Here is a 24,691-nt window from a genome sequence, read left to right on the forward strand (position 1 = left end):
ACACCGGATTCAGTGCGATCGGCTATGACACGATCGCGTCAATCCGGCTCGCCACCACGCAACCAGCAATGACTCGGCTATCTCCCGACCTCCATCGTCAACCCCGACACCTGAACCACGCGTCCGAACACGAGCAGAAGCGTATTCGTTTCAATAATAAACCGGACCGGATTCAGTCAAAATCACGCCTGGGAGACTCACTTTTCGACGCTGAGAACGGTCCAGCGATCCGACCGCGTACGCCGAGCCGACAGCGGTCGGACGCGCTGCTCGATGAGCGCCATCACGGCTGTCGACACAGGTTCTTACTGTGTCCGGACACACTAGGCGAGACAACGTTGCATCACCGTTGCATCTTCGTGATCCAGATCACGAGCGCGATGCGGCGCCCGGAAACGACAAAACCCCCGCCGTACCACGGCGGGGGTTTCGGTCAGACGTCGCGACGCTTACTCGGCGTCGACGGTCTCCTCGACAGCGGCCGGCTCGGCGGCCGCGGCGGCCTCGTCCTCGACCGGGACGAGCGAGATCTTGCCGCGGTTGTCGATATCGGCGATCTCCACGCGCAGCTTGTCGCCGACGTTGACCACGTCTTCGACCTTGGCCACGCGCTTGCCGTTGCCCAGCTTGGAGATGTGCACCAGACCGTCGCGGCCCGGCAGGAGCGACACGAACGCACCGAAGGCGGTGGTCTTGACGACCGTGCCCAGGAAGCGCTCGCCGACCTTGGGCAGCTGCGGGTTGGCGATGGCGTTGATCATGTCGATCGCGGCCTGGGCCGACGGCCCATCGGTCGCACCGACGAACACGGTGCCGTCATCTTCGATGGAGATGTTGGCGCCGGTTTCCTCGGTGATCTGGTTGATCATCTTGCCCTTGGGCCCGATGACCTCGCCGATCTTGTCGACCGGGATCTTGATGGCGGTCACGCGCGGGGCGTAGGGGCTCATCTCGTCGGGGTCGGTGATCGCCTCGGCCATCACGTCCAGGATGGTGGTGCGGGCGTCGTGCGCCTGGTTCAGCGCCCCGGCCAGCACCTGCGAGGGGATGCCGTCGAGCTTGGTGTCGAGCTGCAGGGCGGTGACGAAGTCACGGGTACCGGCAACCTTGAAGTCCATGTCGCCGAAGGCATCCTCGGCGCCGAGGATGTCGGTGAGCGCGACGTAGCGGACCTCGTCCTCACCCTTGTCGTTGGTGATGGTGTCGGAGACCAGGCCCATGGCGATACCCGCGACCGGCGCCTTCAGCGGCACACCGGCGTTGAGCAGCGACAGGGTCGAGGCACAGACCGAGCCCATCGAGGTGGAGCCGTTGGAGCTCAGCGCCTCCGAGACCTGACGGATGGCGTAGGGGAACTCCTCCTGCGAGGGCAGCACCGGCATCAGCGCACGCTCGGCGAGCGCGCCGTGGCCGATCTCGCGACGCTTCGGCGAACCGACGCGACCGGTCTCGCCGGTGGAGAACGGCGGGAAGTTGTAGTGGTGCATGTAGCGCTTGGAGGTCTCCGGGCCGAGCGAGTCGACCTGCTGGGCCATCTTCACCATGTCCAGCGTGGTGACACCCATGATCTGGGTCTCGCCGCGCTCGAACAGCGCCGAACCGTGGGCGCGCGGGATCACGTCGACCTCGGCGGAGAGCTGACGGATGTCGGCCAGGCCGCGGCCGTCGATGCGGAAACCATCGGTGAGGATGCGCTGACGCACCAGCTTCTTGGTGACCGAGCGGAACGCGGCACCCAGCTCCTTCTCGCGACCGGTGAAGTCCTCACCCAGACGCGAGAGAACCTCGGCCTTGATCTCGTCGATGCGGGCCTCGCGGGCCTGCTTGTCGGCGATGCTCAGCGCCTGGTTCAGCTCGACCTTCGAGGTGCCCTCGACAGCCTCGAACACATCGGGGCCGTACGGCGGGAAGAGCGGGAACTCCTGGGTCGGCTTGGCGGCCAGCGCGGCCAGGTCGGCCTGGGCGCGGACCAGGCGCGCGATGAACGGCTTGGCGGCTTCCAGACCCTGGGCCACCACGGCCTCGGTCGGCGCCTGCGCACCGTCTTCGATCAGCGCGATGACCTTGTCGGTGGCCTCGGCCTCGACCATCATGATGGCGACGTCGCCGGTGTCGGTGACGCGGCCCGCGACGACCATGTCGAACACGGCGCCTTCGAGCTGCTCGACGGTCGGGAACGCGACCCACTGGTCACCGATGAGGGCGACGCGAACGCCACCGATCGGGCCGGAGAACGGGATGCCCGAGAGCTGAGTCGACGCCGAGGCGGCGTTGATGGCCACCACGTCGTAGAGGTCGGCCGGGTCCAGGCTGAGCACGGTGACGACGACCTGGATCTCGTTGCGCAGACCGTCGATGAAGGTCGGGCGCAGCGGCCGGTCGATCAGGCGGCAGGTCAGGATCGCGTCGGTGGAGGGGCGGCCCTCGCGACGGAAGAACGAGCCGGGGATGCGACCCGCGGCGTACATGCGCTCTTCGACGTCGACCGTCAGCGGGAAGAAGTCGAACTGGTCCTTGGGGTACTTGCCCGCGGTGGTCGCCGACAGCAGCATGGTCTCGTCGTCCAGGTAGGCGGCGACGGAGCCGGCGGCCTGCTTGGCCAGACGGCCGGTTTCGAAGCGGATGGTGCGGGTGCCGAAGCTGCCGTTGTCGATCAGCGCGACCGACTCGAAAACACCGGGCTCGACCTCGACCGCAGTCGAAGTACGTTCAGTTGTCTGCGTCATATTTTCTTCTCTCGACCTCTCGTCTCGCTGGTCGCGCTGCCGTTTCCATGCGTAGTTTTCCCATGGTGGGCGCGAACCCAGCTGTCGTCAGCCGTACCGGACACGGACACGTGGAAACCCTCCTGGCTGCCACGCGCAGCACCCGGCCTTATCCCCTCGGCTGAAACATTCAAGAAGGGGCGACGCGGAGGCGATCATCGATCGAAGCCCGACGGCGGCGAGAAAGACGCCTGCCGAAAGGCCACTACCGAAGACCGACGCCACGCGGACGGATGCACACGGCTGTCACATGTTGTAATGCAGTCGGGAACCCGATGGTCCCCGAACACACGAATAGCCAACGAGAAGAAGTGTACTTCTTCCCGTTGGCCAGGTGTCGACCGCCTCGATGAGGAGGCGTGTCCGATTCAGATCAGCGACGCAGACCCAAGCGCTCGATGAGCGAGCGGTAGCGGTTGATGTCGTTGGCCTGCAGGTACTTCGACAGGCGACGACGACGACCGATCAGGGCCAGCAGGCCGTGACGGGTGTGGTGATCGTGCTTGTGCTGCTTCAGGTGCTCGGTCAGGTCCGAGATCCGCTTCGACAGCAGCGCGATCTGCGCCTCCGGCGAGCCGGTGTCGGTGGGGTGCAGGCCGTATTCGGCGAGAATTGCCGACTTCTGCTCAGTGGTCAGCGCCATGTGGCTCGACTCCTATTTTTCAGTTCCGCGCTCGAAGGTCCGGTTACCCGGGATGGGCGCCACCGCGGACCGCAGCAAACCCGAGGAGCCACTTTACTCGACACGTGGTGGCGAGGGTAAATCGGGCTCAGGCTTCGGCGGCGGTGAGGACTTTGCGGGCTTCCTCGACATCGCGGCCCATGGCCTCGACCAGATCGTCGATGGAGTCGAATTTGCGCATCCCGCGCAGTTGTTCGACGAAATCGACACCGACGTGCTGGCCGTAGAGGTCGGCCTCACCGTCGAGGACGAACGCTTCGACGGTGCGCGCGCGGCCGGAGAAGGTGGGGTTGGTGCCGACCGAGATGGCGGCCATCGCGCGTTCGCCGGGTGAGGCGCCACCGATGGACGGGCCCGACCCGAGCACGGTGAACCAGCCCGCGTACACCCCGTCGGCGGGGATCGCGGCGTGCATCGGCGGGGCGACATTGGCGGTCGGGAACCCGAGACCACGGCCACGACCGTCGCCGTGCACGACGACGCCCTCGACGCGATGCGGGCGTCCGAGCGCCTCGGCCGCCGCGCCCATATCGCCCGCGTCGACACAGGCACGGATATAGGTGGAGGAGAACGTGACGGCGTGTTCGCCGAGCAGGGTCACCCCGTCGACCTCGAAACCGAACCGCTCACCGAGTTCGCGCATCGTGTCGACGGTGCCCGCGGCCTTCTTGCCGAAGGTGAAGTTGTCGCCGACCACGACCTCGGTGACGTGCAACCGTTCGACCAGCAGATCGTGCACGTACTCGGACGGGGTGAGTTTCATGAAGTCCTGGGTGAACGGCATCACGCAGAACACATCGATCCCGAGCTCGGAGGCCAACTCCGCGCGGCGGGTCAGCGTGGTCAGCTGTGCGGGATGCGAACCGGGTCGCACCACTTCCATCGGGTGCGGATCGAAGGTCATCAGAACCGAGGGAACACCACGCTTGCCCGCCGCGGCGACCGCGCGACTGATCAGCTGCGCGTGCCCCCGATGTACCCCGTCGAACACGCCGATCGTGAGAACGCAACGCCCCCAGTCCGCGGGCACGTCGTCGAGACTTCGCCATCTCTGCACAGAGCGAAGCCTACGCAAAGCGGTGGCCGAACAGAATTCCGGTGTGACCGGATCACCGATCCGCGGCGTGCCGGTTCGCCGATGTGTTATTCGGGGCAGGGATGCCTAACATTGGTGATGTGCCAGCTAAACGAGATGTCGCGACCCGCAGCGCGCTGACGCAGCCCGCCGAGCAGGCCGAACTCGCCGCCACGATCGCGCCCGACCTCTCGGCGGTGGCACAGGACTATTTGAAGGTCATCTGGACCGCCCAGGAGTGGTCGCAGGAGAAGGTGTCGACCAAGCTGCTGGCCGAACGAATCGGCGTGTCGGCCTCGACGGTGTCGGAGGCGGTGCGCAAGCTCACCGATCAGGGCCTGGTCGAACACGCCCGCTACGGCGCGATCACCCTGACCGAGCACGGCCGTCGCGCCGCGGTCGCGATGGTGCGCCGGCACCGGCTGATCGAGACCTTCCTGGTGAACGAACTCGGCTACGGCTGGGACGAGGTGCACGACGAGGCCGAAGTTCTCGAACACGCCGTCTCGGACCTGCTCATGTCCCGCATCGACGCGAAACTCGGCCACCCCGACCGCGACCCCCACGGCGACCCCATCCCCTCCACCGACGGCGCCGTCCCCACTCCCCCCGCCCGTCAACTCAGCGACTTCGCCGCGGGCGAATCCGGCCGGGTGGCTCGCATCTCCGATTCCGACCCCGCCATGCTGCGCTATTTCGACTCGGTCGGCATCGCCCTCGACACCACCATCGCAGTCGCCGAGCGCCGCGATTTCGCCGGCACCATCGCCGTGCACATCGCTTCGTCCGAGAATCCCACCGAGCTGGGAACCCTTGCCGCCGAAGCGATCTGGCTCACCGCCTGATCCGTCCGGCGATCGAGGCGCACCGGATCAGCAGTTGAAGTAGGTGCGCAGGCGAGCCGGGACGCCGTCGGCCGCGGCGGTGGTCCAGCAGGTGTCGTGCGGGAACCTGACATAGGTGGTCCAGGTTCCCGACGTGCGGGTGATGAGACGCTGGTTGTCACCGGGGGTGTCCCACCGGATGACACCCCACCGACCGTCGCAGTCGGGGATGGTGGCGACAGGTCCCGGATCGACGCCGAGTTCGGCTTCGATGGTGGATTCGGCGCAGGCGGAGGCGGGTTCGGGCGCGGCGTCCTGGAAGCGCAGTTCGCCGGTGGCCGTGCCGCCCGGAGCGACCAGGAACAACGTGTGCATGCCCTCGGGGACCGGGTTCGTTCCCGACGGCGCGGTCATCCCGAAGTAGTAGCAACCGATTTCGGTGACGAACGCCGCCCGACCTTGTTCGTCGGTGACACCGTCGCGGCGCACTGTTTCCGCCGTCTCGCCGAGGGGGATGTCGTTGTTCGACGGATCACACGGCTGTTGTAGCGAAAGGTGCACCGGCACACCGGGAACAGGGGCCCCGGACAGGGTCACGGTGCGCAGGACGACGGTGCCCGTCGCGGCCGCGGGCGGCGTGGCGGTCATCGCCGGAGCGGTGGGCGCACCCACAGATTTCGATGGGGCGCCCGCTCTCGTCGTGGGCGCGGGCGCGGGCCCACCGGGAATCACGGCGGGAGCGGCACTGGGAGTGGCGATCGGTATCGACGAGGTGACCGTGGTCGTCGAGCGCGCAGAGCTCGATCCCGGCGCCTGCGGATCACCGCCCCCACACGCCGAGAGCAACACCGTCACACCGGCGAGGACACCGATCCAGGTCTTCCCGATCGCAGTCATGGTCTGCCCCTCCGACGCGAAAGCTATTCATCTTCGCTATCGCCGGAATCGGACGCGACGTTAGCGACACGTCCAGTGCCACTGACAGCCGAAGCCACCGGAACGGTCCGGCACTGTCACCGCGACAGGAAATCCAGGAGCACGCGGAATTCGGCGAGCGAGAGGTATCCGTCGCCGTCCTGGTCGGCGGCCGCGAGCAGGTCGGCGGCCGGCTCGTCGATGTGGCCCGCGCCGACGTGGCGGATCAGCGATTCCAGCTCGGTGACCGAGATCCGGCCGTCGCCGTTGATGTCGAAGACCCGGAACGCCGCGTCGGCGTCGGTGACCTCGATGCGCCCCGCGACGACGGCGGCGTCGAATTCGGCACGGGAGACGAGGAAATCGCCGTTGGTGTCCGCGGCGGCGACCATCCGCTCGATGGCCTCCCGATCGACTTCGATTCCCGCGGAGCGGATTCCGTTGACGATGTCATCCACCGACACCAGCCCGTCACCGTCGCGATCCCACAGCGTGAACGTGTCGACCGACTCTGCACTCATTCTCACGAATCCCTCTTCCGCGGCCACCACCGGCCGGTCACGCCACTCTACGGATTCCTGGGAGCGGTTGCGGCGCACGACGAGTGGGCGACCCTCAGCTCGCCCGGCCGTCGAGCACGCGCAGGGTGACCGATCCGGCCGCCGGTTGCCGGTATTCGGTGAACAGGACCGCGACGAGTTCACCGCGGCTGGTGACGCCGGTCTTGTCGAAGACGGACTTCACGTGGTCACGCACCGTGTGGGCCGACACCAGCAGGTGCCGGGCGATGGCGGCGGTGGACAGTCCCGCCGCGACGAGTTCGGTGACTTCGAGCTCACGGCGGGTCAGTTCGTAGGCCGCGGCCACGAGTGCGGCCACCTCCGACGGGGTCGCGTGTTCGATCACCAGCGCTGTCGTAGTCGGGTCACCGTGCGCATCACGCAGACGCGAGGCGTGGCAGACGAGCCACCGGCCGGCCAGCGTGCGAATACGGATGCGGGCGCTGTCGCCGGTGAGACGCGCACGACCCGCCGTGCTGAGAATCCAGACGGGCAACGGTAATTCGAGGCCGGAGTCGGTGGTCGTGGCCGGGCCTGGCGGCATCTGCGCGAGCAGCGCACGGGCTTCGTCGTTCGCCGAGAGCAGGGCGCCGTCGGCGCCGAACAGCAGCAGGCCGGGCGCGTGGACGCCGTCCGAGCCCGCGGTCGCCGGTCGCGCGAAGCCGCGCAGACGCCGTGCCATCGGGGCCGACAACGCCTGCAGCACCGAGATATCGGCGGCGGCGAAGGCCTGCCTGCCACGATCCCGGAACAAGCTCACCTGCCCCCAGCTCCGGCCGTCCACGCGCAGCACAGCCCGCAATTCGTCGCCGAATCCACGGGGTCGCATGAAACTGCGATACAGCGGGCTCAACGTCGGCCGATCGCCCGTGACGGCGCGCAAACCGGCCACCGGTACCTGCGCCACCGCCAGATCACGGAACAGGTTGACATGCTCCGCGAAGATCTCCGACTCCCAGTAGGTTCCGCAGCCGCCTTCCTGCAGGTTCTCCACTCGCACCGGCGCGGTGGTCAGCCCGTTCACCGGATCGGTGGCCACCCACACCGCGGCATCGAACCCCACAGTTCGGCGCAATCGGGTGGACGTCCGCTCGAACAGCTCGTGCGCATCCGGTGCCGCGGCGATCCCGTCGAGCAGGGCGGACAGGGACGGCGAGGCCGGGGCGGTCATGTGCCCATTGTCGTCGCTCTCAGCGCTCGCCGACCATCCCGCAAACGCGGGATTTCGCAGCGGCTCCGGCACGACCACGCTGAGCACGGAGCGGGCACGACGTCGTACCCGCCATCGAATGAGAGTGCGCGGCAACGCCCTCCGACGACAGGAGTCGATATGCGAATCGGGATCATCGGTGCGGGAGTGGCCACGGTCGGGTTGCTCGACGCGCTCGCCAGGGCGGATGCGACACCGGGCACGATCACCGTGTTCGAAGGGTCCGCGGCGCTGTGGCGTGGGCGGGCCTATCAGCGCGATGTGCCCGCGGTGCGCGTGAACGCCCCGCCCGCGTTGATGTCCGCGCGGGCGAGCGATCGTGGGCATTTCCAGGACTGGCTCGCACAGCGACCGGAGGCGGTGCGCTTCCTCGACCCCGGGTTGGGGCAGCCGATCGTGCCACGCGCGATGTACGGCGAGTACCTGGAACACTCGGCGCGGATGTCGATCGACCGGTTGCGGTGTGACGGATGGCAGGTCAGCGTGGTGAACGACCGGGTCACCGACATCGCGCGGGAAGAGCCGATGGCGCTGCGCACCGAGGGCGGCGTGTTGTATCCGGTGGACCGCATGGTGCTCTGCGTCGGCAGCGGCCGTCCCCGCGACCAGTACGGACTGACCGGCTCTCCCGGCTACCTCGATGAGCCGTATCCGCTGGCGCGCACGCTCACCGAGGTCGATCCCGAGGCGCACGTCGCCGTGATCGGCAGCGGCCTGACCGCCGTCGACATCACGGCGGCGTTGACCGAGAACGGCCATCGAGGTCCGATCACGCTGCTCTCGCGCAGCGGGATCCTGCCGTTCGTCCAGCAACGTCCACGACCGTTGGCGCCGCGCCACCTCACCCCGGCCGCCGCACTGGACCTGGCCGCGAGCGGACCGGTCGAGTTCACCGAGGTAGTCGCGCTGCTGCGTGCCGAATTGTCCGACCTGGGTCAGGATTTCGACGAGTTCGCCGCCGAGATCCGCGCGACCGGTTCCGAGGACCCGGTGCTCCGCCTGCGCCGTCAGCTCGCCGATGTCGACTCCGCCCTGCTGGGTCGGCGCCTGCTCACGATGGCGATTCGCACGATGGGCCCGATCCTGTGGCCTGCCCTGACCGACGCCGACCGGAGGATGCTGCGTACCGATCATCACCGCACCATCAGCAGCCTCAGCTCGCCGATGGTGCCGCACAACGCGGAAATCCTGCTGCGCCTGCTGGATTCGGGTCAGGTCCGACTGCGAACCGGACTCACGGCGATCGCGGCGGACAGCACCGGGTTCACGGTGACCGACGAGTTCCACTGGACGGCCGACATCGTGATCAACGCCGTGAACCCACCCGCCTATGTCACCCCACAGGACGCCGAGTCACTGATAGCGCGCCTGCTCGGCAGCGGCACCGCTGAACTCGCGCCAACGGGCGGTCTCCGGGCAGATCCACGGACCCGTGCGCTGCACGCCGGCACCTGGCATGTCCTCGGCAACCTGGCGGCGGATTCGATGTTCATCGCCACCAACCCGCCCGGCCTCGCCGCCGAAGCGGCACTGCTGGCCGAACACCTCACGAAGGAATCCGGTCTACCCACATTCCGACGAAAGACACTGCCTACTACCGTGGGCAGCTGATTCTGCCGACGGGCTGGTTTCGGCAGAACGCCGATCTCGCCGGTGCCCTGTCAGTGCGCATCGCCCGTCGAAGCATCGACCGACAACCGTTCGTCAGTCGCCGATTCCCCTGGGGCGCACAACCATCACCGAGCCCGCGCGTTTACCGCTCTCCTCCAGGAGCGCGATGGCCCGGCCCCGTGGGTCGACAGCGGCGTAGACGCCCTTGATGCCGACAGGTTCGAGCCAGCGGCCGGTGCGCAGGTCGGTGGCCTGCGATTCGTCGATGTCACGGAGCGGGAAGGCGGTCCGGACGGCGGCATCGATGTCGAGGCTGAGCAGCGGCTGCTCGGCTTCGGCGGCGATCGCGAGTTGTTCGAGGGTGCGGGCGTGTTCGAGAGTGAAGGGACCGACTCTGGTGCGCCGCAAGGCCGTCAGGTGACCGCCCACACCGAGGGCCGCGCCGAGGTCACGGGCCAGGGCGCGGATATAGGTGCCGGAGGTGCATTCGACCGCGACATCGAGATCCACGAATTCACCGTCGGCGACGTCGCGCCGGGCCAGGATGTCGAAGCGCGACACCGTGACCGGGCGGGCGGCCAGTTGCACCTCTTCGCCCGCGCGCACGCGCGCGTAGGCACGTTCACCGTCGACCTTGATGGCGCTCACCGTGGCGGGAACCTGCTCGATGTCACCGGTCAGCGCCGCGACACCGGCCGCGATCGCCTCGTCGGTGACGTGCAGCGCCGGAGTGGTCTCGGTGATCTCGCCCTCGGCGTCGTCGGTGTTCGTGGCCTGGCCGAGCCGGATCGTCGCGGTGTAGGCCTTGGTGGTGAGCAGCAGTTGGCCCAGCAGTTTCGTCGCCCGCTCCACCCCGAGCACCAGCACGCCGGTGGCCATCGGGTCGAGGGTGCCCGCGTGGCCGACCTTCTTGGTCTGCAACAGTTTCCGGCTGCGCGCCACGACATCGTGGCTGGTGAGCCCGCTGTCCTTGTCGACGATCACGAGACCGCCGAGCTCGCCCACCCGCGACACCCGTGCTGCCATCAGCCGTGCGCGATCGCGGTCAGGATCAGCCCGTCGGCGATCAGCCAGTTGCCGTCGAACTCGGTCAGCGCGGCGCCGCCGTCGTTCGTCAACCCGGGCACGAGCAGCTTCGTGTGGAAGGTACCCGAGCCCGCATCGTCTGTGCGGGAGTCGATCTCGAAGGTGATATGCGCGTCCTCGAAACCGAGCCAGCGCAGCGTCAGCGGGAACCACGCCTTGTAGGTGGCCTCTTTGGCGCAGAACAGCAGCCGATCCAGGTGCAGGCCCTCGCCCGGCGTGTCCGACAGCCACTCGCGTTCGGCGGGGATACTGACCGAATCGAGCACGCCGTCGGGCAGGGTGTCGTGCGGTTCGGCATCGATGCCGACCGAACGGAAACGCAGCGAATGCGCCGTCGCCGCGGCCCGATAACCGTCGCAATGGGTGAGACTGCCGACGATGCCGCGCGGGAACAGCGGCATGCCACGTTCACCCTTGCCGATCGCGACAGGCTGCTCACCGAGCTGTTCGAGGGCCAGGCGAGCACAGTGCCGGGCGCCGATGAAATCCCGGCGGCGCTTCTCCACGGATTTGGCGATGAGGTGCTCTTCGGCGGGATGCGCCTTCAAGTCCTCCGGAAACACCAGCAGCTCCGCCGAAGCCACACTCCTCGGCAAAATCCTCTCCAGCACTGCTGTTCCGCCTCTCCGCGTATTCGAGCCAGATCTAGGCGCTGGTCGGGCAGCGTTGCGTCTGGCGGTACCGGGAGTGGGCGGGTTTGCTCGTGCCCGGTGAGTTACCGATGTCCTTACGAAATCAGGCGGCTCGTCTTCTTGCAAATTCGCTGATCAGATGCCTCGCCTGCGCTCGGCCTTTTCGCGCATCTCGGCGGCTGCGGCTTCCATCTCCGGGGTGACCTTGAAGTGGCCGCCCCAGGAGTTCAGGTCACCGTCGGCGTAGACCGGTTCGGGCAGGATCTGGCGCAGCAGCGGTTCCGGCATGCCTCGCCGTTTCCATTCGCGCGGGTACCCGAGGGAGACCTCTTCGAAGCGGACGCCGTCGTAGTAGGTGGTGCGGGGGATGTGGAGATGGCCGTAGACCGAGCAAACCACGTTGTAGCTGGTGTGCCAGTCGGCGGTCAGGTCGGTGCCGCACCACAGCGAGAACTCCGGGTAGAAAAGGATGTCGGTGGGCTGGCGGACCAGGGGGAAGTGGTTGATCATCACCAGCGGGGTTTCCGCGGGCAGCGCATCGAGGCGGCGCTGGGTGTACTGGACCCGAGCGTGGCACCAGGCATCGCGGGTGAGGTACGGGTCGGGGGTCAGCAGGAACTCGTCGGTGGCGACGACGTTGCGTTCGCGCGCCAGCGCCAATCCCTCCGCCTTGGTGTTGGTGCCCGCCGGGCGCCACGAGTAGTCGTAGAGCAGGAACATCGGCGCCAGGGTGACCCGGCCGCCGTACTTCTCGGCACCCGAGCCCGTCCACACCGGGAACGGGTCCTCCGGGGTGACCACATCGAGGTCACGACACATCGCGACGAGGTAGTCGTAGCGGGCGGCGCCGTGCATCTGCACCGGGTCCTTCGGCGTGGTCCACAGCTCGTGGTTGCCCGGCACCCAGATCACCTTGGCGAAGCGGCCGCGCAACAACTCCAGCGCCCACCGCACCTCCTCGGCCTTCTCCCCCACGTCACCGGCGACGATCAGCCAGTCCTCGGGCGAATCGGGAACGATCTGCTCCACCACAGGCTTATTGCCCTGATGCCCCACGTGCACATCGCTGACCGCCATCAACTTCGGAATCACCTGTCCACAGTGGCACACTCCGGGCCGACGGCACCGGCGGGTTCACTCCTGCGCGTCGGCGGCCTCGGCGACGAGCAGCTCGAGCAGCCCGGGAAACCGCGCGTCGAGATCGGCTCGCCGCAGGACGACGGTGCTGCGATTGCCGTAATTCACCTGCCGGACCAGCCCCGCCTCGCGCAGCACCCGGAAGTGGTGGGTGCGGGTCGCCTTCGTCACCGGCAAGTCGAACGACGAGCAGCTGCGGTCCCCATCGGCGGGATCCAGCGCGAGCAGGGTGATCACGCGACGCCGCAGCGGATCGGCCAGCGCGCCGAGTACCGCTCCGAGCTCGAGCTTCTCGTCCACCCATCCACCTCCACCTAGGTACGACTTGCGTCATACCTAACCGCCGCCTACCGTTCTCAGGTACGGAGAACATCGTACCTAAGGAGCATCATGGCGGGCACGTACGCCCTGGTGGGGTTCGCCCACCCGAAACCCGAACGCCGCGACGACCTGCGCGAACTCTTGCTCTCGTTCGTCGAACCGACCCGTGCCGAACCGGGCTGCCTCGAATACCACTTCCACGTCGACAGCGACGACCCGTCGGTCTTCGTCTTCTACGAGGTCTGGCGCAGCAAGGCCGACCTCGACCGGCATCTGGCCCTGCCCCACATGCAGGACTTCTGGAACTCCCGCCTGGACTACCTGACCCGCGATCTGGACATCCGCTGGATCGACATGCTCAGCCCCTACCCGCGCTGAGTCAGGCCGCCCCGCGCGGTATGTCGGCGCCCACCCTGGCCCAGCGGCCCGACTTCGCTCGGGCGAGGACCGCGACCAACCGCAGCAGCATGAAGGCGACCAGGCCCGACCAGATTCCCGCGACACCCCAGTCGAAGATCAGCGACAGCCAGATCAAGGGCAAGAAGCCGGTCAGCGCGGCGACGAGAGTCGCGGTGCGCAGGAACGCGGCGTCGCCCGCGCCGAGCAGGACGCCGTCGAGGGCGAACACCGCACCGGCGACCGGAATCATGGCGACGAAGAACCACCAGATCACGTGGGCGCGGTCGAGAACCTGGGGGTCGTCGGTGAACAGCAGGGGGATCGCGGTCGCGCCCGCGGCGAAAACGGCGGCCAGGAGCAGGGCGAAGATCTCGGACCAGACCGTGACCCGGCGGGCGATGCCCTTGGCGCCGTGCGCGTTTCCCGCACCGAGGGCCGCGCCGACCAGGGTCTGGGCCGCGATGGCCAGTGAATCCAGGGTCAGGGCCAGGAAATTCCAGAGTTGCAGGACCAACTGGTGGGCGGCGACGGACGCGGCGCCGAAACGGGCGGCCACCGCGGCGGCGGAGACGAAGCAGATCTGGAACGACAGGCTGCGCACGATGAGGTCGCGGCCGAGCACGAGTTGGGCGCGCATCACCGCGAGTTGTGGGCGCAGCGACACACGTTCGCGCAGCAGGGCATAGGCGAACAGGACGCCGGAGACCGTTTGACCGACGAGGTTCGCCACCGCGGAACCGGCCAGTTCCATCCGCGGCGCACCGAGCAGTCCGTATACCAGGACCGGACACAGCACAGCCGAGAGCGCCAGTCCCAGCACCACATAGGTCAGCGGCCGTCGCACGTCCTGTACGCCACGCATCCACCCGTTGCCCGCCATCGACAGCAGGATCAGCGGCACGCCGAACAACGCGATCCGCACCCAGATCAGCGCCTCGTCGGCGATCTCCCCGCCGCCGGCGAGCACCGAACACAGTGGTACCGCGAACAATTGGATCACCGCGACGATCACCACCCCCACCGCCAGCCCCACCCAACTGGCCTGCACCCCTTCCTCGACCGCGCCGAGCCGGTCGCCCGCGCCGTGTCGACGGGCCGCGCGCGCTGTCGTTCCGTAGGACAGGAACGTGAGCTGGGTACTCACCGATCCGAGGATCACCGCGCCGACGGCCAGCCCGGCCAGTGCCAGCGCCCCCAGCCTGCCGACCACCGCAAGATCGAAGAGCAGATACAGCGGCTCGGCGACCAACACTCCCAACGTGGGCACGGCGATGCCGAGAATGCGCCGTGGCCCCGCCCGGTCGACCTCGCCGCCGGACACGGCTTCCTCCATCGGCTCAGCGGACCCCACACCGACCTCCCACGTCAACCACCGACTATTCGGCGCGAAGGCGCCGGCAACCTGCCGATGGTGGCACACGCGACCGACAACACCGACCGTCGCACGCATCGCACAGCGACGATCGCTCGACCACCGCGCGTGAGCGCTCCGCGACAAGCGTGTTCACACCCGCCCCAGAACGGGTGCCACCACTCGAACCACAGATCATGTCGGCCATCCCACGACCGGAACTGCGAATGTACCCACTCGATCGACAAGAAATCGCAGGTCTGAAGTGTGGACGCCGGGCAGAATGAGCGGCAATACTGGTCGTCCGCCCAGCTCGGCGGACGATGGCACACCGCGGACGTCCGGTTCGCCCGAACAACTCAGGATCGACGATGGTGTTTGTGCAGCGATGGCGGGTGATCACCGCATTCGCTCTGGTCGGTGCGGCAACACAGCTGGTGTGGCTCACCTACGCGCCGGTGACGACCGTGGCCGCCGAGTACTTCGGGGTGTCCGAGTCCGCGGTCGGGTGGCTGGCCAATATGTTCCCGCTGCTCTACGTCGTCCTGGCCGTTCCCGCCGGAATCGCGCTGGATCGCTGGTTCCGGCCCAGTTTGATCGCCGGAGCGGCACTCACCGCGATCGGTGCCGCGCTGCGCCTGCTCGACGGCGGCTTCGCGATCGTGCTCATCGGTCAGACCGTCGTCGCGATCGCCCAACCGCTGGTGCTCAATGCCATCACCGGAATCGCCGGGCACTATCTCGAGGAGAAGGACCGACCGACCGGCATCGCGGTCGGCACCGCGAGCACCTTCGCCGGTATGGCGGCGGCGTTCGTCCTCGGCGCGGCGCTGCCCGCGGAAAGCCAGCTCATCACCCTCACCGCCATCGGCACGATCTTCGCCGCCCTGGCCGCGATCGCGCTGACCGTCGAGTTGCTGCGCGCGGGCACCGGACCCGCGGCGAGCACCTCGACCTCGCTCAGCACCCTGCGAGCCACCCTCGGCGACCGCTATGTGCGCCGACTCTGCGTCGCCGTGTTCTTCCCCTTCGGCACCTTCGTGGCGCTGGCGACCTATGGCCAGGCACTGCTGGAGCCGTCCGGCGTGAGCGCCGACGCGGCCAGCATCGTCCTGCTGGTGAATGTGCTCGCCGGTGTCGTCGGCTGCGCGGTGATCCCGGTCGCGGTCCTGCGCCGCGGCGTCGAACTACCCGCCGTGATGGTCGGCCTCACCGCCAGCGCCGCCGCCTGCCTGCTCGTGGCCATAGCCCCCGGCCTGGCGACAGGTTTCCTGGCGTTCGTCCTCATCGGGCTGACATTGCTGCCCGCGCTCCCGATCGTGTTGGCCATGGCCGAACGCCACACCGGCGCCGCGGAAGGCACTGCCGCAGGCCTCATCTGGATGACCGGCAACCTCGGCGGCCTCGTCGTAGCAGGCCTGACCGGCCTCCTAGTAGACCAACCGACCCTGGCTTTCACCCTCTGCGCCACCGCGACGATCCTCGGCGTCCCCCTGACCCTGCGCCTCCGCCGCGACGAGACGGTCGCCGCGACCTAGGGTCGGCCCAACGCGGCGATCAGCGCGCGCACAACGTCTTCGGCGTTGCCGTAGGTGGTGTAGCCGGCGGCGAAGCGGTGCCCGCCACCGCCGAAAACTCCGGCGACCGCGGCGACGTCGACGCCGTCGGTGCGGCCGGGGGCGGAGTCGCGGGAGCGCAGCGACACGGTCCAGCGGTCGTTGTGACCGCGGGCCTCCTTGAACACCGCGGCGATGCCCGCTTCGGCGGTGGTACGGATGACATCGATGACGCTCTCGACCTCTTCGGGGCCGACGTCGTGGGTATCGGCGGCGCGGACCAGCGTGTAGACCAGGCCGACACCGGCGGCGGACGGCACGACCACAGCCGTCGACAGCACCTTCGACAGCATCGGGAGCCAGGCGTAGGGGTGGGTGTCGAGCAGGACGCGGGTGATCTCGGTGCCGTCGATGCCGGTGGCGAGCAGCCGCTCGGCCATGGCATGGCTACCGGAACGAGCCCAGCGGAACGAGCCGGTGTCGGTGACCAGGCCCGCGAACAGACAGTGCGCGATATCGGCGTCGATCTCCACGCCCCAGGCGTCGAGCAGCCGGGTCACCAGTTCGGTGGTCGAGGCCGCGGATTCGTCGATCAGGTCGACGGTGCCGAAGCCGTCGTTGGCGCGATGGTGATCGATCACCAATGTCATTGTCGCGCCGGGTAATCGGTCGGCCAGCGCACCGAGACGACTGCGCGCGCCACAGTCGACGACGATCAACAGGTCGACCTCACACGGCACCTGCGCCGGTGGCACGACCAACTGCACCCCGGGCAGGGTACGCAGCGAGGCGGGCAGCTCAGCGGGCTCGGCGAAGGACACGCACACCGGTATATCGCGCCGGTGCAGCGCCATCGCCAGCGCGAGCCCGCTCCCGACGGTGTCGGCATCGGGCTGCACATGGCACAGGATGGTCACCGAGCGCGCCGCCGCCAATGCGGCGACGGCCGCGCCCAGTTCGGTCCCGTCGCGGACGCTGGTCATCCGGCGTCCACGCAGGCCACCGGTCCCCGGCCGGACAGGGCGGTACCCACCGGGCAGGACGCGACGCCCTGCGTGGTCACTCGAGCTACCGCCCACGGGCGACGACCGGACATGCCTGCCTACTCGTCTTCGTCGTCGCGATCGACCTTGTACGGGTCGGCGTCACCCGCGTGCTTGGCGTTGGCGGCGACCTTGGCCACCTCGTCGTCGATGGCGCGAGCCCGGGCGAGCAGCTCTTCCATCTCACGGGCCACCTCGGGCACCTTGTCCAGCGTGAAGGACAGGATCGGAGTGAACTTCACTCCGGTTCCGGCGCCCACCTTGGACCGCAGAACGCCCCTGGCCGCGTCGAGCCCGGCGGCGGCTTCGGCGTAGTCGGGTTCGGCGTCGATGGTCTCACCCATCACCGTGTAATAGATATTCGCCTCGCGCAGATCGCCGGTCACCTTGGCGTCGGTGACGGTGACGAACCGCAGCCGCGGATCTTTGATCTCGTATTCGATCGCGGTGGCCACAATCGCGGAAATCCGCTTGGCGAGCCGGCGTGCCCTGGCTTGATCAACCATGGCTGAGCTCCTCTCTTCGGCGGCGCGGGTGGGGCCCTACGCAGGCTTGCGCCTGGCGGACCAGTGACACCCGTGCCGCAGCCTAGTCTTCGGGTCCGAAGATGCGGCGGCGTACTGCCAGCAACTCTATCTCCGGACGCGCGGCAACGTGCCGCTCACACTTGTCGAGCACCTCGGTCAGGTGTCCCGTTTCCGCACTGACCATGGCCACCCCGAGCAGAGCCCGGCGGTGCAGGTCTTGATCTCCGGCTTCGGCGGCATTCACGCCGAAGCGCTTCTGTAGCTCGGCGAGGATCGGCCGGATCACCGACCGCTTCTCCTTGAGCGAATGCACGTCACCGAGCAGTAGATCGAATTCGAGCGCACCGATGAACAGCGGTGCTCACCTCCTGGTAGATGGGGTTCCCGCAAGACCCCACGCCGCACCCGAAGAATCGGATGCGGCGTGGGTCGAACGGTATTGCGTTGATCAGTCGCGCGGCTTTTCACGAAGCTCGTAAGCCTCGATGATGTCGCCGTCCTTGATGTCGCTGTAGGTGACGGTCATACCGCACTCGAAACCTTCGCGAACCTCAGGAGCGTCGTCCTTCTCCCGCTTGAGCGAGGAGATGGTCATCGTCTCCGCGACCACTCGACCGTCACGGATCAGGCGCGCCTTGGCGTTGCGCTTGACCGAGCCGGAGGTGACCATGCAACCGGCGATGTTGCCGATCTTCGACGATCGGAAGATCGCGCGGATCTCGGCGCGGCCCAGCTCGACCTCTTCGTAGATCGGCTTGAGCATGCCCTTGAGGGCCTTCTCGATCTCGTCGATCGCCTGGTAGATGACCGAGTAGTACCGGATGTCGACGCCTTCGCGGTTGGCCAGCTCAGTGGCCTTGCCCTCCGCGCGGACGTTGAAGCCGATGATGATCGCGTTGGAGGCCGACGCCAGGTTGACGTTGGTCTCGGTGACGCCACCGACACCGCGGTCGATGACGCGCAGACGCACCTCGTCGTCGATCTCGATACCGAGCAGGGCCTCTTCGAGGGCCTCGACGGTACCGGAGTTGTCGCCCTTGAGGATCAGGTTGAGCTCCGAAGTCTCCTTCAGCGCGGCATCCAGATCTTCCAGGCTGATCCGCTTGCGGCTGCGAGCGGCCAGCGCGTTGCGCTTGCGCGCATTGCGGCGATCGGCGATCTGACGAGCGATGCGGTCTTCCTCGACCACGATCAGGTTGTCGCCTGCACCGGGCACCGAGGTGAAACCGATGACCTGCACCGGGCGCGACGGGGTCGCCGCGTGGACGTCCTCGCCGTGCTCGTCGACCATGCGACGGACGCGACCGTAGGCGTCGCCCGCCACGATCGAGTCACCGACGTGCAGCGTGCCGCGCTGGATGAGCACGGTGGCCACGGGGCCACGGCCGCGGTCGAGGTGCGCCTCGATGGCGACACCCTGGGCGTCCATGTCCGGGTTGGCCCGCAGGTCGAGCGAGGCATCCGCGGTCAGCAGCACGGCTTCGAGCAGCTGATCGATGTTGGTGCCCTGCTTGGCCGAGATGTTGACGAACATGGTGTCGCCGCCGTACTCCTCGGTGACCAGGCCGTACTCGGTGAGCTGCTGCTTGATCTTGTCCGGGTTCGCACCCTCTTTGTCGATCTTGTTGATCGCGACGACGATCGGCACATCCGCGGCCTGAGCGTGGTTGATCGCCTCCACCGTCTGCGGCATGACGCCGTCGTCGGCCGCGACCACGAGGATCGCGATATCGGTAGCCTTCGCACCACGAGCACGCATGGCGGTGAACGCCTCGTGACCCGGGGTGTCGATGAAGGTGATCAGGCGCTCTTCCTCGTTGAGGTTGGTGAGCACCTGGTAGGCACCGATGTGCTGGGTGATGCCACCGGCCTCGCCCTCGGCGACATTGGCCTTACGGATCGTGTCGAGCAGTCGGGTCTTGCCGTGGTCGACGTGACCCATGACGGTCACGACCGGCGGACGGTGCTCGAGGTCGTCCTCGCCGCCGGCGTCTTCGCCGTAGGTGAGGTCGAACGACTGCAGCAGTTCGCGATCTTCGTCCTCGGGGCTGACCACGTGGACGACGTAGTTCATCTCGCCGCCGAGCAGCTCGAGGGTCTCGTCGTTCACCGACTGGGTCGCGGTGACCATCTCGCCGAGGTTGAACAGTGCCTGCACGAGAGCAGCGGGGTTCGCGTCGATCTTCTCGGCGAAGTCCGACAGCGAGGCGCCACGGGCGAGACGGATGATCTCGCCGTTGCCACGGGGCAGACGCACGCCGCCGACGGCGGGAGCCTGCATGTTCTCGTACTCGGCGCGCTTCGCCCGCTTCGACTTACGGCCACGGCGAACCGCGCCACCGGGACGACCGAAGGCACCCGCGGCGCCACCACGGCCACCGGGACCACCGGGACGACCGCCGCCGCCACCGGGACGACCACGGAAACCACCGGCCGCGGGAGCGCCCGCACCCGGAGCACCCGGGGCACCGCCACCGCCGCCGCGGTAACCGCCGCCACCGCCGCCGCCACCACCGGGACGGCCTGCGCCGCCACCGCCGGGAGCGCCACCGGGACGACCCGGACGGCCACCGGCCGCGGGGCCGGGACGTGCGGAGCGTGCGGGCATGGCACCGGGGTTCGGACGCGGAGGCATCGAACCCGGGTTGGGACGGGGACCACCGGGACGCGGGGCGCCGCCCTGCGCGGCGGCCGGACGCTGACCCTGGCCGCCACCCTGACCGGGGCGGGGACCGCCCTGACCGGGAGCCGGACGCGGGCCACCCTGACCCGGAGCCGGACGGGGGCCGCCCTGACCCGGAGTCGGACGCGGGCCACCCTGCGGGGCGGGACGCGGTGCCGGACGCTCACGATCGGGCGCCGAGCTGAACGGATTGTTGCCGACGCGCGGAGCCTTCGGCCCCGGCTTCGGGCCCGGACCTGCCGGACGCGGACCCGGTGCGGCCGCACCGGGAGTGGCCTGACCCGGACGGGTCTGACCCGCGGCGGGAGCCTGTGCCGGACGCGGCGCGGCGGGAGCCGGACGCGGGCCGGGCGCGGGGGCGCCCGCGGGCTTGGCGGCCGGAGCCTGCTGCGCGGCGGCCGGAGCGGGGCTCGCGGGTGCCGGAGTAGCGGGCTTGGCCTCGACCGGAGCGACCGGTTCCGGCTTCGGCGCGACCGGCGCGGCAGCAGCAGCTGCCGGGGCGGGAGCGGCCGGGGCCGGACGCGGACCGGGGCGAGGGCCACCGGGGGTGGGCTTGGCAGCCGGACGGGCTGCTGCTGCCGACGACGGGCCCGGACGGGCCGCCGACTTGGCATCGGCCGCCGGAGCGGACTTCGATGCGAGAGATTCACGCAGACGACGTGCGACGGGTGCTTCCACCGTCGAGGACGCCGACTTCACGAACTCGCCTTGCTCCTTGAGCTTCGCGAGTAGTTCCTTGCTTGTGACACCGAGCTCTTTAGCCAACTCGTGCACGCGGGCCTTGCCTGCCACTGCTCTCCTCACTGAGAGGCCGAGCAGTGACGCCGCCTAGGTAAGGCGGGCCCGCACGACCTCGGGTTATCTCCGACGGACGTTCATCGTTGGTGCTTCACGGTGTGCTCATGAGTGCTCGTGCCTGTTCTCGAGGTACTGCTCCAGGGCTGAGATATCCAGATTTCCGGACACTCGTAGGGCTCTGCCGAATGCTCGGCGCCGCTCTGCGGAACGCAAACAAACTGAAACGGGGTGCAGCCAGGCACCCCGTCCGGGAAGTCTGCGCCGCGGATCGGGAACAATCGCGACATCGGTGTTCCGATGCTGCGCCACGATCCGCAACAGGTCGGCAGACGGCTCGCGCTGACGGCATCCGATACAGGTGCGAACGGATTGCGCGGGCCGGTCCTGTACCCACTCTACCGGTGACCCGGTCATAACGACGAACCCCTCCCCTTCGGAAGTTACCAACATGTCATCCGCAGGCAGGGATTCGACGTGCCTCGTTCAACTACGGTGCGCTTCCGGCCGGACGGAGTCGTCCGGTTCCGGAGCCGCATCGCTGCGGATATCGATGCGCCAACCCGTCAGACGGGCAGCCAGGCGGGCGTTCTGGCCCTCCTTGCCGATCGCCAGCGAGAGCTGGAAGTCGGGCACGATCACGCGTGCCGCCCTGGCGTCGGGATCGACGACCGTGACCGATACCACCTTCGACGGGGACAACGCATTGCCGACGAAGGTCGCCGGATCCTCTGCGTAGTCGATGATATCGATCTTCTCGCCCGCCAGTTCGCTCATCACGTTGCGCACGCGCTGGCCCATCGGACCGATGCACGCGCCCTTGGCGTTCACGCCGGGCACGGTGGACTGCACGGCGATCTTGGAACGGTGTCCCGACTCGCGGGCCACCGCGACGATCTCGACGGAACCGTCGGCGATCTCGGGCACCTCGAGCGAGAACAGCCGCCGCACCAGATTCGGGTGGGTGCGCGAGAGCTGGATCTGCGGTCCACGCGGACCACGCGAGACGCCGTAGACGTAGCACTTGATGCGGTCGCCGTGCTCGTAGGTCTCCCCCGGCACCTGTTCGGCGGGCGGGATCAGCCCCTCGGCGCCGTTGGCCTCGCTGCCGATGCGGACCACCACGATGCCGCGGGCGTTGGCCCTGGCGTCGCGCTGGACCACACCGCCGACGATCTCGCCCTCGTGGGTGGCGAAATCTCCGAAGGACTTCTCGTTCTCGGCGTCACGCAGCCGCTGCAGCACCACCTGGCGGGCGGTGGTCGCGGCGATGCGGCCGAACCCCTCCGGGGTGTCGTCCCATTCGGAGACGAGGTTGCCGTCGGCGTCGAGTTCACGCGCCATCACCCGCACCACACCGGTCTTCTGGTTGATGTCGATGCGCGCGTTGGCCTCGTGGCCGTCGGTATGCCGGTAAGCGGTGAGCAGCGCCGACTCGATCGCCGAGATCACGGTCTCGATCGAGATGCCTTTGTCGGCGACGATCGCCCGCAAGGCTTCGATTTCAATATTCATTCCGCAACCCCTTCGGTGGGAGTGTCAAGGTGTTGTCCTGGCGCGGCTAGGTCGGCGGGCTCTTCGCCCGGGACCGGGCGGCCCGGCGCGATGCCGCCGGCGAGTTCGAGTTCGGCGGCGCCCGGTGCGTTGAATTCGACCTGGACGACAGCCTCGGCGATATCGGCGACGGGGACATGAACGCGATGCGGCTTCGTCTTGCCGCCGATGACGAGTGCGATGGTGGCGCCGCCGGTCGCGGTTTCGTCGGCGAGTCGGCCGACGCGCGCGTCGAAACGGGCCTTGCCCTCGATCCGCTCGACACCGTCGGCCAGCTTCACGCGGACCTTGCGGCCCTGTGCGCGCCGCCAGTGCCGTTCGGTGGTGAGCGGGCGCTCCACGCCGGGCGTGGTCACTTCGAGCAGGTAGGCCGAGTCGCCGAAATCGCCTGCGGCATCGAGAAGTTCGGACATCTCGCGGCTGATCGCGGCGATGGCGTCCAGGTTCGCGGGGCCGTCGCTGTCGACGGTGACCTTCACCCGAACCGGAGCCAACTCGCCGTTGCCCGCAGCCACGATCGCGACGCCCTCGAGGTCGAAACCCCGGCGTGCGACGAGCTCAGCGACTAGCTGGCTCACCCTTTCCTCGGTGGGCATCGGCATATGGGCGGCTCCTGGTTCAGTTGTGACGCGATCGGAAATATCTACGCCGAAGGTCTAGCGTAACGCGCTCAGAGAGTGTAAAGGACCAGGCGCTGGGCGCCACGCACCGGTCCGGCTCGGCGTGCCCGAGGTGTGTCATCTGGCACGATGGTGTTCGTGCCCCACCGCCATACCGTCCCGCCGAGAGCCGGGCGACCTTCCGGCATGCGCTCCGACCGGCACGAGTCCCCGCGGTCGCGGGTCGAGCCCGCCACCACGCGCCCCGCCGGGCCCACCCCGGCTCCCACCGGCGCGACCTCGTCGCACCCACCCGTCGCAGTGCCGCATCCCACACCGGCGCAGCAGCTTTCACCTTCCACACCCGCGCGCGGCGACACCCGCTCCACCTGGCGCCGCCGCACACTGTTCCGCCTGGCCGGCGCGAGCGCGATCGGCATTCCCGCGGTGGCCGTGCTGGCCGCCTGTGCCGAGGACGATACCGTGTACGCGCCGGATCCTCTTGCCGCGCAAGAGGTCATGGCCAGAGCCGACGCCGCGGCCGCGACGGCCGCGATCGCGCTGGCGCCGCAGTCGAACGCCGCCCTGAGCACGATCGCCACCGAGCGCACCGCGCACGCCGACGCGCTACGCACCGAAATCGATCGAGTGCTCGGCGTTTACGGCGACGGCACCACCCCGGTGCGCCGCACGGGCGTACTGACCGTGCCCGGCCCCGACGGCTCCCCCGTACCCGCTTCGGAGGTCCAGACCGCGGCCGCGCAGCCGACCACCGTCGCACAGTTGCGTGATCAGCTGCTCCGCTCCCAACAGTCCGCCGCCACCCTGGCCCGCACCGAATCCGGTTATCGCGCCGGACTTCTCGCGTCGATCAGTGCGGCCTGCGCCACCCAGGCAGGAGTCCTGCTGACATGACCGAACAGCGAAAGACCTTGCAGAACGCGCTCGACGCCGAGCACGCCGCGGTGTACTCCTACGGCCTGATCGCCGCGTACGCCAACGCCGATCGGTCCCGCATGGTCGCCGAGTTCAGCGCCGCGCATCGGGCCCGCCGCGACGCCACGATCGAGCTACTCGAAGCCGACGGCACGGCACCGAACGCCCCCGGCGCCGCCTATACCCCGCCCGCCCCGGTCGACAATCCGATTCCGGCCGCACATCTGGCGGTGAGCGTCGAATCCGATTGCGCGGCAGCGTGGTACGCGGTCGTCGAAAACGCGACCGACGCATCGGTGCGCGCCACCGCCACGGAGGCGCTCACCGAAGCCGCCGTTCGCCGCGCTCGCTGGCAGGTGATTCTGGGGTCGACCCCGGTCACCGTCACCTTCCCCGGCCGGGCGTAGCCGAGGTCGGTTCCGGGTGGATC

The 24,691-nt window shown here is 68.4% G+C and carries 24 protein-coding genes; 6 read left to right on the forward strand and 18 right to left on the reverse strand.

What is annotated here, in order from left to right; all coding sequences use genetic code 11:
* Nucleotides 1-449: 449 nt before the first annotated feature.
* From QX204_RS22055 to QX204_RS22065, 3 genes are all read right to left on the reverse strand, one after another.
* A complete protein-coding gene (locus QX204_RS22055) occupies nt 450-2,726 on the reverse strand; it encodes a polyribonucleotide nucleotidyltransferase (RefSeq protein WP_301901954.1) in 2,277 nt (758 codons plus the stop codon).
* A 412-nt stretch (nt 2,727-3,138) separates the two neighbouring features.
* The gene (rpsO, locus tag QX204_RS22060; RefSeq protein WP_056811493.1) at nt 3,139-3,408 is read right to left on the reverse strand and encodes a 30S ribosomal protein S15; all 270 of its coding nucleotides are present in this window, start codon (nt 3,406-3,408) and stop codon (nt 3,139-3,141) included.
* Between the two features lie 127 nt (nt 3,409-3,535).
* Nucleotides 3,536-4,504: a bifunctional riboflavin kinase/FAD synthetase gene (locus QX204_RS22065; RefSeq protein ID WP_301901955.1), complete on the reverse strand. Its 969-nt coding sequence runs from the start codon at nt 4,502-4,504 to the stop codon at nt 3,536-3,538.
* Between the two features lie 101 nt (nt 4,505-4,605).
* Between QX204_RS22065 and QX204_RS22070 the strand changes: the two genes are divergently transcribed.
* On the forward strand, nt 4,606-5,367 hold the full coding sequence (locus tag QX204_RS22070) for a metal-dependent transcriptional regulator (protein WP_228536395.1): 762 nt from the start codon (nt 4,606-4,608) through the stop codon (nt 5,365-5,367).
* A 27-nt stretch (nt 5,368-5,394) separates the two neighbouring features.
* On the opposite strand, the gene QX204_RS22075 is transcribed toward QX204_RS22070, so the two are convergent.
* From QX204_RS22075 to QX204_RS22085, 3 genes are all read right to left on the reverse strand, one after another.
* Nucleotides 5,395-6,243, reverse strand: a complete 849-nt coding sequence (locus QX204_RS22075; RefSeq protein WP_301901959.1) for a hypothetical protein — start codon at nt 6,241-6,243, stop codon at nt 5,395-5,397.
* A 116-nt stretch (nt 6,244-6,359) separates the two neighbouring features.
* Nucleotides 6,360-6,782: an EF-hand domain-containing protein gene (locus tag QX204_RS22080; RefSeq protein WP_301901961.1), complete on the reverse strand. Its 423-nt coding sequence runs from the start codon at nt 6,780-6,782 to the stop codon at nt 6,360-6,362.
* Between the two features lie 94 nt (nt 6,783-6,876).
* The gene (locus tag QX204_RS22085) at nt 6,877-7,992 is read right to left on the reverse strand and encodes a helix-turn-helix domain-containing protein (protein WP_301901962.1); all 1,116 of its coding nucleotides are present in this window, start codon (nt 7,990-7,992) and stop codon (nt 6,877-6,879) included.
* Nucleotides 7,993-8,151: 159 nt separating this feature from the next.
* Between QX204_RS22085 and QX204_RS22090 the strand changes: the two genes are divergently transcribed.
* Nucleotides 8,152-9,642, forward strand: coding sequence for an FAD/NAD(P)-binding protein (locus tag QX204_RS22090; RefSeq protein WP_301901963.1), 1,491 nt, complete (start codon nt 8,152-8,154; stop codon nt 9,640-9,642).
* 93 nt (nt 9,643-9,735) lie between these two features.
* Here the strand turns inward: QX204_RS22090 and truB are convergent, their stop codons facing one another.
* The 4 genes from truB to QX204_RS22110 all read right to left on the reverse strand — a co-directional run bounded on the left by truB (nt 9,736) and on the right by QX204_RS22110 (nt 12,797).
* Nucleotides 9,736-10,668, reverse strand: coding sequence for a tRNA pseudouridine(55) synthase TruB (gene truB / locus QX204_RS22095; protein ID WP_301901965.1), 933 nt, complete (start codon nt 10,666-10,668; stop codon nt 9,736-9,738).
* The gene (gene npt, locus QX204_RS22100) at nt 10,668-11,339 is read right to left on the reverse strand and encodes a 4'-phosphopantetheinyl transferase Npt (RefSeq protein WP_301901967.1); all 672 of its coding nucleotides are present in this window, start codon (nt 11,337-11,339) and stop codon (nt 10,668-10,670) included. Before npt ends, truB begins: the two co-directional genes overlap by 1 nt.
* A gap of 156 nt (nt 11,340-11,495) precedes the next feature.
* Nucleotides 11,496-12,452: a metallophosphoesterase family protein gene (locus QX204_RS22105; RefSeq protein WP_157125532.1), complete on the reverse strand. Its 957-nt coding sequence runs from the start codon at nt 12,450-12,452 to the stop codon at nt 11,496-11,498.
* 42 nt (nt 12,453-12,494) lie between these two features.
* Nucleotides 12,495-12,797, reverse strand: coding sequence for an ArsR/SmtB family transcription factor (locus tag QX204_RS22110; protein ID WP_301901969.1), 303 nt, complete (start codon nt 12,795-12,797; stop codon nt 12,495-12,497).
* Between the two features lie 90 nt (nt 12,798-12,887).
* Here QX204_RS22110 and QX204_RS22115 point away from each other — a divergent pair, with 90 nt between their 5' ends.
* Nucleotides 12,888-13,196, forward strand: a complete 309-nt coding sequence (locus tag QX204_RS22115; RefSeq protein WP_194824268.1) for a putative quinol monooxygenase — start codon at nt 12,888-12,890, stop codon at nt 13,194-13,196.
* A 1-nt stretch (nt 13,197) separates the two neighbouring features.
* Here the strand turns inward: QX204_RS22115 and QX204_RS22120 are convergent, their stop codons facing one another.
* Nucleotides 13,198-14,550 carry an MATE family efflux transporter gene (locus tag QX204_RS22120; RefSeq protein ID WP_301901972.1) on the reverse strand — a complete coding sequence of 451 codons (1,353 nt, stop codon included), beginning with the start codon at nt 14,548-14,550 and terminating at the stop codon, nt 13,198-13,200.
* 389 nt (nt 14,551-14,939) lie between these two features.
* Between QX204_RS22120 and QX204_RS22125 the strand changes: the two genes are divergently transcribed.
* Nucleotides 14,940-16,106 (forward strand): MFS transporter, encoded by a 1,167-nt coding sequence (locus QX204_RS22125; RefSeq protein ID WP_301901974.1) that lies wholly within the window; start codon nt 14,940-14,942, stop codon nt 16,104-16,106.
* On the opposite strand, the gene QX204_RS22130 is transcribed toward QX204_RS22125, so the two are convergent.
* The 7 genes from QX204_RS22130 to rimP form a co-directional block, all read right to left on the reverse strand.
* A complete protein-coding gene (locus tag QX204_RS22130; protein WP_301901976.1) occupies nt 16,103-17,107 on the reverse strand; it encodes a DHH family phosphoesterase in 1,005 nt (334 codons plus the stop codon). The genes QX204_RS22125 and QX204_RS22130 overlap by 4 nt on opposite strands.
* 119 nt (nt 17,108-17,226) lie before the next feature.
* Nucleotides 17,227-17,673: a 30S ribosome-binding factor RbfA gene (rbfA, locus tag QX204_RS22135; protein ID WP_301901978.1), complete on the reverse strand. Its 447-nt coding sequence runs from the start codon at nt 17,671-17,673 to the stop codon at nt 17,227-17,229.
* Nucleotides 17,674-17,755: 82 nt separating this feature from the next.
* Nucleotides 17,756-18,049, reverse strand: coding sequence for a DUF503 domain-containing protein (locus QX204_RS22140; RefSeq protein WP_301908071.1), 294 nt, complete (start codon nt 18,047-18,049; stop codon nt 17,756-17,758).
* A gap of 93 nt (nt 18,050-18,142) precedes the next feature.
* Nucleotides 18,143-21,169 (reverse strand): translation initiation factor IF-2, encoded by a 3,027-nt coding sequence (gene infB, locus QX204_RS22145; RefSeq protein ID WP_301901979.1) that lies wholly within the window; start codon nt 21,167-21,169, stop codon nt 18,143-18,145.
* Between the two features lie 108 nt (nt 21,170-21,277).
* Nucleotides 21,278-21,589: a YlxR family protein gene (locus tag QX204_RS22150; protein ID WP_082843990.1), complete on the reverse strand. Its 312-nt coding sequence runs from the start codon at nt 21,587-21,589 to the stop codon at nt 21,278-21,280.
* Between the two features lie 69 nt (nt 21,590-21,658).
* Nucleotides 21,659-22,687 carry a transcription termination factor NusA gene (nusA, locus tag QX204_RS22155; RefSeq protein WP_056811539.1) on the reverse strand — a complete coding sequence of 343 codons (1,029 nt, stop codon included), beginning with the start codon at nt 22,685-22,687 and terminating at the stop codon, nt 21,659-21,661.
* Entirely contained in the window at nt 22,684-23,304 is a 621-nt protein-coding gene (rimP, locus tag QX204_RS22160) for a ribosome maturation factor RimP (protein ID WP_301901982.1), read from the reverse strand. The genes nusA and rimP overlap by 4 nt, the downstream gene beginning before the upstream one ends.
* A 180-nt stretch (nt 23,305-23,484) precedes the next feature.
* Here rimP and QX204_RS22165 point away from each other — a divergent pair, with 180 nt between their 5' ends.
* A complete protein-coding gene (locus QX204_RS22165) occupies nt 23,485-24,240 on the forward strand; it encodes a hypothetical protein (RefSeq protein WP_301901983.1) in 756 nt (251 codons plus the stop codon).
* Nucleotides 24,237-24,668: a ferritin-like domain-containing protein gene (locus tag QX204_RS22170; protein WP_301901984.1), complete on the forward strand. Its 432-nt coding sequence runs from the start codon at nt 24,237-24,239 to the stop codon at nt 24,666-24,668. Before QX204_RS22165 ends, QX204_RS22170 begins: the two co-directional genes overlap by 4 nt.
* The last annotated feature ends 23 nt before the right edge of the window (nt 24,669-24,691 follow it).

This window comes from Nocardia sp. PE-7, assembly GCF_030486425.1.
In the GTDB taxonomy this organism is placed as follows: domain Bacteria; phylum Actinomycetota; class Actinomycetes; order Mycobacteriales; family Mycobacteriaceae; genus Nocardia; species Nocardia salmonicida_A.

Excerpts from the sequence above, each read along its gene's own strand:
- QX204_RS22055 (WP_301901954.1), bottom strand. The coding sequence starts at position 2,726 with ATGACGCAGACAACTGAACGTACTTCGACTGCGGTCGAGGTCGAGCCC.
- rpsO (WP_056811493.1), bottom strand. The coding sequence starts at position 3,408 with ATGGCGCTGACCACTGAGCAGAAGTCGGCAATTCTCGCCGAATACGGC.
- QX204_RS22070 (WP_228536395.1), top strand. The coding sequence starts at position 4,606 with ATGCCTAACATTGGTGATGTGCCAGCTAAACGAGATGTCGCGACCCGC.
- QX204_RS22075 (WP_301901959.1), bottom strand. The coding sequence starts at position 6,243 with ATGACTGCGATCGGGAAGACCTGGATCGGTGTCCTCGCCGGTGTGACG.
- QX204_RS22080 (WP_301901961.1), bottom strand. The coding sequence starts at position 6,782 with ATGAGTGCAGAGTCGGTCGACACGTTCACGCTGTGGGATCGCGACGGT.
- QX204_RS22085 (WP_301901962.1), bottom strand. The coding sequence starts at position 7,992 with ATGACCGCCCCGGCCTCGCCGTCCCTGTCCGCCCTGCTCGACGGGATC.
- QX204_RS22090 (WP_301901963.1), top strand. The coding sequence starts at position 8,152 with ATGCGAATCGGGATCATCGGTGCGGGAGTGGCCACGGTCGGGTTGCTC.
- truB (WP_301901965.1), bottom strand. The coding sequence starts at position 10,668 with ATGGCAGCACGGGTGTCGCGGGTGGGCGAGCTCGGCGGTCTCGTGATC.
- QX204_RS22115 (WP_194824268.1), top strand. The coding sequence starts at position 12,888 with ATGGCGGGCACGTACGCCCTGGTGGGGTTCGCCCACCCGAAACCCGAA.
- QX204_RS22120 (WP_301901972.1), bottom strand. The coding sequence starts at position 14,550 with ATGGAGGAAGCCGTGTCCGGCGGCGAGGTCGACCGGGCGGGGCCACGG.
- QX204_RS22125 (WP_301901974.1), top strand. The coding sequence starts at position 14,940 with ATGGTGTTTGTGCAGCGATGGCGGGTGATCACCGCATTCGCTCTGGTC.
- QX204_RS22130 (WP_301901976.1), bottom strand. The coding sequence starts at position 17,107 with ATGACCAGCGTCCGCGACGGGACCGAACTGGGCGCGGCCGTCGCCGCA.
- rbfA (WP_301901978.1), bottom strand. The coding sequence starts at position 17,673 with ATGGTTGATCAAGCCAGGGCACGCCGGCTCGCCAAGCGGATTTCCGCG.
- QX204_RS22150 (WP_082843990.1), bottom strand. The coding sequence starts at position 21,589 with ATGACCGGGTCACCGGTAGAGTGGGTACAGGACCGGCCCGCGCAATCC.
- nusA (WP_056811539.1), bottom strand. The coding sequence starts at position 22,687 with ATGAATATTGAAATCGAAGCCTTGCGGGCGATCGTCGCCGACAAAGGC.
- QX204_RS22170 (WP_301901984.1), top strand. The coding sequence starts at position 24,237 with ATGACCGAACAGCGAAAGACCTTGCAGAACGCGCTCGACGCCGAGCAC.